The sequence below is a fragment of the Martelella sp. UBA3392 genome, assembly GCF_002358775.1.
GTDB classification, from domain to species: Bacteria; Pseudomonadota; Alphaproteobacteria; order Rhizobiales; family Rhizobiaceae; genus Martelella; species Martelella mediterranea.
In genome coordinates this window covers 1-6965 of record NZ_DEPM01000008.1, presented here as the reverse complement: position 1 = coordinate 6965, position 6965 = coordinate 1, and the positions used below count along the sequence as shown (strand labels likewise).

The following is a 6965-nucleotide window of genomic DNA, read 5'->3' as shown; positions in this document are numbered from 1 at the left end:
TGCTCCTGCCGTCACAAAAGCACGTTCCCGATCATAACAGATCATCGCAACCCATGTTCTCAACAAAGCTTACCCGTAGTCGCACAATATGAACAGTGATTGCGTTACCGCGAGGTCTTATGGCCCGAGAACATGGCTTCCCCAGGCTTTAGGTAGTCCATGCGAAAGGCGCGGGCAACCATGCATGGCCCGTTCGCCCGATTATCCCAAACTATACCAAATTTCCGGGCACGGATTGACGTGGCGCAACCGATGGCATAGAAATCGGAAAAATTGGAACGTGCCAAATCGGGAGGAACAACGAATGCGGTGGGGACTGATCGGCGCCAGCACGATCGCGGCGGAGTATATGATCGGCGCGATCAGAGCGCATGAAGGCAACAGCGTGGACGCCGTGCTCTCGTCCAGCCGCGCGCGCGCCGAAGCTTATGCCGCCGCCCATGACATCCCCAACGCCGACACGGAGCTTTCCGTCCTTCTGGCGCGTCCGGAGATCGATGCGGTCTATATCTCGACCACCAACGAAAAACATCGCGACCAGGCGCTGGCAGCCATTGCCGCCGGCAAACATGTTCTGTGCGAAAAGCCGCTGGCGATGAGCGTCGCGGACGCAAGGACGATGGTGGAAGCCGCGCGCGAGGCCGGTCTCGTGTTTGCCACCAACCACCATTTGCGCTGCGCCGGCGCCCATCGCGCCGCCAAGGCGCTGGTCACAGAGGGCCGGATCGGCAAAGTGCTGTCGATGCGGGTCTTCCATGCCGTCATGCTGCCGGAGCACCTGCGCGGCTGGCGCATCGACAATCCGGCGGCCGGCGGCGGCGTGATCCCCGATATCACGGTGCATGACGCCGATACCGTGCGCTTCTATCTCGATGAAGACCCGCAACGGGTCGTGGCCCAGGCCGTCAGCTCCGGTCTAGGGCAGGGCGTCGAGGACAGCGTGATGTCGGTCTGGACCATGCCGTCCGGCATCATGGTTCAGAGCCATGAAAGCTTCACGCATCCTTTCGCTGGCTCCGGGCTGGAAATCCACGGCACCGAAGGTTCGATCTTCGCCCGCAACGTCATGACCCAGCGGCCGACCGGAACCGTCACGCTGGTGACGGATGAGGGCGAAAGCAATGTGCCCTACGAAAGCGATGGCCTCTACGAATACGCGATCGCGGCGTTCAACCGCGCCGTTGCCGGCGAAGGCCGTCCGGCCGCGGACGGGATCGACGGCGTGAAGTCGCTCGCCGTCGCCGTGGCCGTGCGCCAGTCGGCGCTGGAAGGCCGCGCCGTCGACGTCAATTACGAAGGATATTGAGCATGCCGGGCAAGATCGTCACCGCCGAGGCCGCCGTCAGCCACATCGCCGACAATGCCGTCGTCTCGGTCTCCTCGTCCTCCGGCCTCGGCTGCCCAGACAAGGTGCTGGAAGCGCTCGGCGCGCGTTTTTCGGCGACCGGCCATCCGCGAAAACTCACCACCATCCACCCGATTGCCGCCGGCGACATGTACGGCATCAAGGGCATCGACCATATCGCGCAGGACGGGCTTCTCGACACCGTGATCGCCGGCTCCTATCCGAGCGGCGCTTCGTCGCTGCCGATGCCCGAAATCTGGAAGATGATCGTCGAAAACCGGATCGCCGCCTATAACGTGCCCTCCGGCATCCTGTTCGACATGCAGCGCGATGTGGCGGCAAAACGCCCCGGCGTGCTGACCAAGGTCGGCCTCGACACCTTCGTCGATCCCAAGCGGCAGGGCTGCGCCATGAATGACAGGGCAGGGGAGAGCCCGATCGTCGCCCGCGTCGACTTTGCCGGCGACACTTGGCTGCACTTTAAAAATTTCGCCCCCGACGTGACCATCCTGCGCGCCACCACGGCCGATGAACACGGCAATCTCACCTATGAGCATGAGGGCGCCTATCTCGGCGGGCTCGACCAGGCGATCGCGGCGCGCAACAATCGCGGCATCGTGATCGCCCAGGTCAAGCGCGTGACGGCGGCCGGCACGCTGCGCCCGCATGACGTGCGGGTCCCGGGTCACCTCATCGATTTCATTGTGGTCGACCCCGGCCAGTACCAGACGACCGAAACCTTCTACGATCCGGCGATCTCCGGCGAGATCATCCATCCGCTGGAGGATTTCGAACTCGCCGAGCACGGCGTTGAGAAGGTGATCGCGCGCCGCGCCGCGATGGAACTCGGCGCGGGCGAGACCGCCAATCTCGGCTTCGGCATCTGCGCGCTGGTGCCGCGCATCCTGCTTGAGGAAGGCCATGCCGGCAAGGTGACCTGGGCGATCGAGCAGGGGGCTGTCGGCGGCGTGCCGCTGACCGGCTTCGCCTTCGGCTGCGCCTCCAATGCCGACGCCTTCATGCCCTCGCCCAACCAGTTCACCTATTTCCAGGGCGGCGGCTTCGATGTTTCCTTCCTGTCCTTCCTCGAGGTCGACCGCGAGGGCAATGTCAACGTCTCCAAGCTCGGCAAGAAACCGTATCTGACCGCCGGTTGCGGCGGTTTCGTCGATATCACCGCCAACGCCCGCAAAATCGTTTTTGCTGGGCTTTTCGAAGCCGCGGCGACGCTTGTCCTCTCCGCCGACGGCCTGAAAGTCGAAAAGCCCGGCAAATTCTCCAAGATGGTCGATGAGGTCGAGCACGTCACTTTCTCCGGCCGCCGCGCCCGCGAAACCGGACAGGACGTGCTCTATGTCACCGAACGCTGCGTGATGCGGATCACCGATGACGGTCTTGTCACCACCGAAATCATGCCAGGCATCGATCCAGAACGCGACATTGTCGCAGCCTCCGGCGGCCGGGTGCGGGTTGCGGAGAACGCAAAGATGATGCCGCTGTCGCTGCTTTCGGAGAAGCCGATGGGGCTGGTGCTGTGAGCGCCATGGCAAAAAATGGCGTAAAGCCGTCCCCGGCCGCCCTCCATTTTTATTTTAAACCTAAACTATTATGGCCAATCACTCCGGAACGCGGCATAGTCGCGTCTGTCAATAACATTGCCCGTTGCGGCGCCGGCGCGGTTTGCGCGCCGCCCCTGCAACTGGCCACAGGCCCGGAGTATACAATATGAGCGCCCTTCATCTCATCCGCCACGACGCCATTGCCGAACTCAGGCTCGACAATCCGTCAAAGCTCAACGCCTTCACGCCGGACATGCTGGCCGCGCTCGACGCCCATCTCGACGTCATCGACGCCGACACCGAAATCCGCTTCGTGATCCTCACTGCCGAGGGTGACCGCGCGTTCTGCGCAGGCGCGGACATTCAGGCCTGGGGCGATCTGCCGCCGGGCGAATTCGCTCGCCACTGGGTGCGCGACGGCCATCGTCGGTTCGACCGGCTGGCGCGGCTGTCGAAGCCGACGATTGCCGCACTTTCCGGCCATACGCTGGGCGGCGGGCTGGAACTCGCGGCGGCCTGCGATATCCGGGTCATGACCCCCAATGCCACGATCGCGATGCCCGAGCCGAAGATCGGGATGGTGCCGGGATGGTCCGGCACGCAGCGTGTGGCGCGACTGCTGCCGGAGCCGGTGATCAAGGAAATGGCGCTGTTCGGACGCAGGCTCGATGCGACACGCGCGGTTGCGCTCGGCTTCGCCGCCGAAATCGCCGAAGACGCGCGCGCCGCCGCCTTCGATATCGCCGATGGCGCGCTCGCCACCTCCGCCTACGCCACCGAAATCGCCAAATACATGCTCCATGCCGGCTTCGGCGAGGACAGAGCCGCCATGATCGAGACGCTCGGCAGCGGCATGATCGCCGCCTCCGCCGACAAGGCCGAGGGCGTCGCCGCCTTCCGCGACAAACGCAAACCCGCATTCAAGGGCAGATAGGCATGACCGATCTTACCATTATCCCCGCTGTCAAAAGCCTCGACGAGCCCGTCTTCGAGGCCAGACACCTGATCAACGGCACGTGGCAGACCTCTGCCGATGGCGCAAGTTTCGAGCGTCAGTCGCCGGCCCATCTCGTGACTGTCACCCATGCGGCAAAGGGCGGCGTTGCCGAGACCGAGGCCGCGATCGCCAGCGCCCGAACCGCCTTCGACGACGGCCGCTGGTCGCGCCTTTCCGGCAAGTCCCGGGCCACGGTTCTCCTGAAGGTCGCCGACCTGATCGAACGGGACCTCTACAAGATCGCGATGCGCGACACGCTGGAAAGCGGCAAGCCGATCGCCCAGGCGCGTGACGAGATCGCGGGCGCGGCCGATCTCTGGCGCCATGCCGCAGCCCTTGCCCGCACGCTTTCCGGCGACAGCCACAACACGCTTGGCGACGACATGCTGGGCGTGGTGCTGAAGGAGCCGGTCGGCGTCGCCGCGCTGATCACGCCATGGAACTTCCCGTTCCTGATCGTGTCGCAGAAGCTGCCCTATGCACTTGCCGCCGGCTGCACCGCCGTGATCAAACCCTCCGAGATGACGCCGTCCTCAACCGTCATTCTCGGCGAACTGCTGATCGAGGCCGGCATTCCCGATGGCGTCGTCAATATCGTTCTGGGCTATGGCGATCCGGTCGGCACGACCATGTGCGAGAGCGAGCACGTGGACATGGTCTCGTTCACCGGCTCCACAGGCGTCGGCAAGGCGATCGTGCGCGCCAGCGCCGGCACGCTGAAAAAGGTCTCGCTCGAACTTGGCGGCAAGAACCCGCAGGTCGTGTTTCCCGATTGCGATCTCGATGACGCCGCCGACGCGATCGTTTTCGGCGTCTATTTCAACGCCGGCGAATGCTGCAATTCCGGCTCGCGCATCATCGTCCACGAGGATGTCGCCGAGGCGCTGACCGAGAAGGTGGTCGCGCTTTCGAGGAAGGTCGCCTTCGGCGATCCGCTCGACCCTAAGACTAAAGTAGGGGCTATCATTTCCGAGGCGCATTTTGCAAAGATCGACAGCTATGTGGAGGCCGCGCGCGAGGCCGGAGCCGAGATACCGCTCGGCGGCGGAGCGCTTGAAATCCCGGGGTTGTCAGGTCGTTTCTATACGCCTACAGTCGTGACAAATATCAGTTCAGGCATGGCGATCGCACGGGAGGAGGTCTTCGGACCGGTGCTGTCGGTCCTGACCTTTAAATCGATTGAGGAGGCAATCGAACTGGCCAATGACGCGAGCTACGGGCTGTCGGCCGGCGTCTGGAGCAGGGATGTTTCGACCTGCCTCGCCTTCGCCCGCCGCGTTCAGGCCGGCACCGTGTGGACCAATACCTGGATGGATGGATATTCCGAGTTGCCGTTCGGCGGCGTCAAGCAATCGGGCCTCGGCCGCGAGCTGGGTCGCTACGGGCTTGAGGAATACCTGGAGGTGAAAACCGTGACGATGCGCATCGGTCGCTCGCGCGCGCCCTGGGTGGAATGAACTGTTCCCTTCCAAGGGGAACATGAGGAGGAAATGCCTGCCGGGCCCCGTGGAGCAATGCTCCCCCGGCGGGATTGTAAACGCAGACAGGAGGACACTATGCGTTTGAATTTTGCGAAAAGTGCAGCCGTTATCGCGATCGTCGCGGCCTCGGCTTCGGCGACTTCAGTGAAGGCAGAGGACGTGGAAGTCCTGCACTGGTGGACGTCCGGCGGTGAAGCCTCGGCGCTCAACGTGCTCAAGGAAAACCTGCAGGATCAGGGCATCGGCTGGCAGGATATGCCGGTCGCAGGCGGCGGCGGCGAACAGGCCATGACCGTGCTGCGCGCCCGCGTGACCGCCGGCAATCCGCCGGCGGCCGTGCAGATGCTTGGCTTCGACATCACCGATTGGGCACAGGAAGGCGCGCTTGCCAACCTGAACGACATCGCGGCGGAGGAAAACTGGGACGAAGTCGTTCCGCAAGCGCTGCAGAAGTTCTCGAAATATGATGGCAACTGGGTCGCGGCACCCGTGAACGTCCACTCCACCAACTGGGTATGGGCCAACAAGAAGATCCTTGACGAACTCGGTATCGAACAGCCCCAGAACTGGGATGAGCTGGTTGCAGCCCTCGACAAGGTCAAGGCCTCCGGCAAGGTGGCGATCGCCCATGGCGGCCAGCCCTGGCAGGATGCCACCATCTTCGACGCCGTGGTGATGGCGACCGGCGGGCCGGAATTCTACCAGGCCTCGATGATCGACCTCGATCCGGAAGCCCTCGGCTCCGACACGATGAAGGAAGTGTTCGACCGCATGACCGTTCTGCGCGGCTATGTCGACGACAACTTCTCCGGCCGCGACTGGAACCTGGCCTCCGCCATGGTCATCAACGACGAAGCCGCCTTCCAGTTCATGGGCGACTGGGCCAAGGGCGAGTTTCTCAAGGCCGGCCTGACGCCGGGCGAGGATTTCCTGTGCTTCCGTTTCCCCGGCACGCAGGATCAGGTCACCTTCAACTCCGACCAGTTCGCCTTCTTCAACCAGGGCGACGAGCCGACGGCACAGCAGGTGGCGCTCGCCAAGGCGATCATGTCGCCGGAATTCCAGTCGGCCTTCAATGTCGTCAAGGGTTCGGTTCCGGCGCGCACGGATGTTTCCGACGCCGATTTCGACGCCTGCGGCAAGCAGGGCATGAAGGATCTGGCGGCGGCTTCGTCGTCCGGCAACCTGTTCGGCTCCATGGCCCATGGCCACGCCAACCCGGCCTCGGTCAAGAACGCGATGTACGACGTGATCACCGCCCAGTTCAACGGCGAGTATGATTCCGAAACGGCAACGGACGAGCTGGTGACCGCGGTTCAGATCGCTCAGTAACGAAGAATGCCGAGGGTGCCTGAAGCGCCCTCGGCATTCTGCTGCATCGGCTGGTCCGCCCGGGTGCGCTTCCTCATTCGCGATAGTGTAAAAGCCTGAGCCTTGCCGCTTGCGCCAACTATTCTCTCCCGCCTGCGGGAGAGATGCCCCGAAAGGGGCAGTGAGGGTGAAGCAGCATTTCAAAACGTGAGGGCGTTCAAGGGATACTCTCCCCCTCACTGTCGCTGTCGCGACATCTCTCCCCTCCGGGG

General features: G+C 63.5%; 5 protein-coding genes. All 5 read left to right on the top strand.

Translation table 11 applies throughout. The features are described 5' to 3' along the window. Positions 1 to 304: 304 nt before the first annotated feature. The 5 genes from B4E36_RS00835 (at position 305) to B4E36_RS00815 (ending at position 6714) form a co-directional block, all read left to right on the top strand. Positions 305 to 1306: a Gfo/Idh/MocA family protein gene (locus B4E36_RS00835; protein ID WP_292053967.1), complete on the top strand. Its 1002-nt coding sequence runs from the start codon at positions 305 to 307 to the stop codon at positions 1304 to 1306. A 2-nt stretch (positions 1307 to 1308) separates the two neighbouring features. Beyond that, positions 1309 to 2883 carry an acyl CoA:acetate/3-ketoacid CoA transferase gene (locus tag B4E36_RS00830; RefSeq protein WP_345899856.1) on the top strand — a complete coding sequence of 525 codons (1575 nt, stop codon included), beginning with the start codon at positions 1309 to 1311 and terminating at the stop codon, positions 2881 to 2883. A gap of 187 nt (positions 2884 to 3070) precedes the next feature. After that, positions 3071 to 3838 carry an enoyl-CoA hydratase/isomerase family protein gene (locus B4E36_RS00825; protein ID WP_292053973.1) on the top strand — a complete coding sequence of 256 codons (768 nt, stop codon included), beginning with the start codon at positions 3071 to 3073 and terminating at the stop codon, positions 3836 to 3838. A gap of 2 nt (positions 3839 to 3840) precedes the next feature. Then, positions 3841 to 5358, top strand: coding sequence for an aldehyde dehydrogenase family protein (locus B4E36_RS00820; RefSeq protein ID WP_292053975.1), 1518 nt, complete (start codon positions 3841 to 3843; stop codon positions 5356 to 5358). 99 nt (positions 5359 to 5457) lie between these two features. Continuing rightward, the gene (locus B4E36_RS00815) at positions 5458 to 6714 is read left to right on the top strand and encodes an ABC transporter substrate-binding protein (protein WP_018065271.1); all 1257 of its coding nucleotides are present in this window, start codon (positions 5458 to 5460) and stop codon (positions 6712 to 6714) included. The last annotated feature ends 251 nt before the right edge of the window (positions 6715 to 6965 follow it).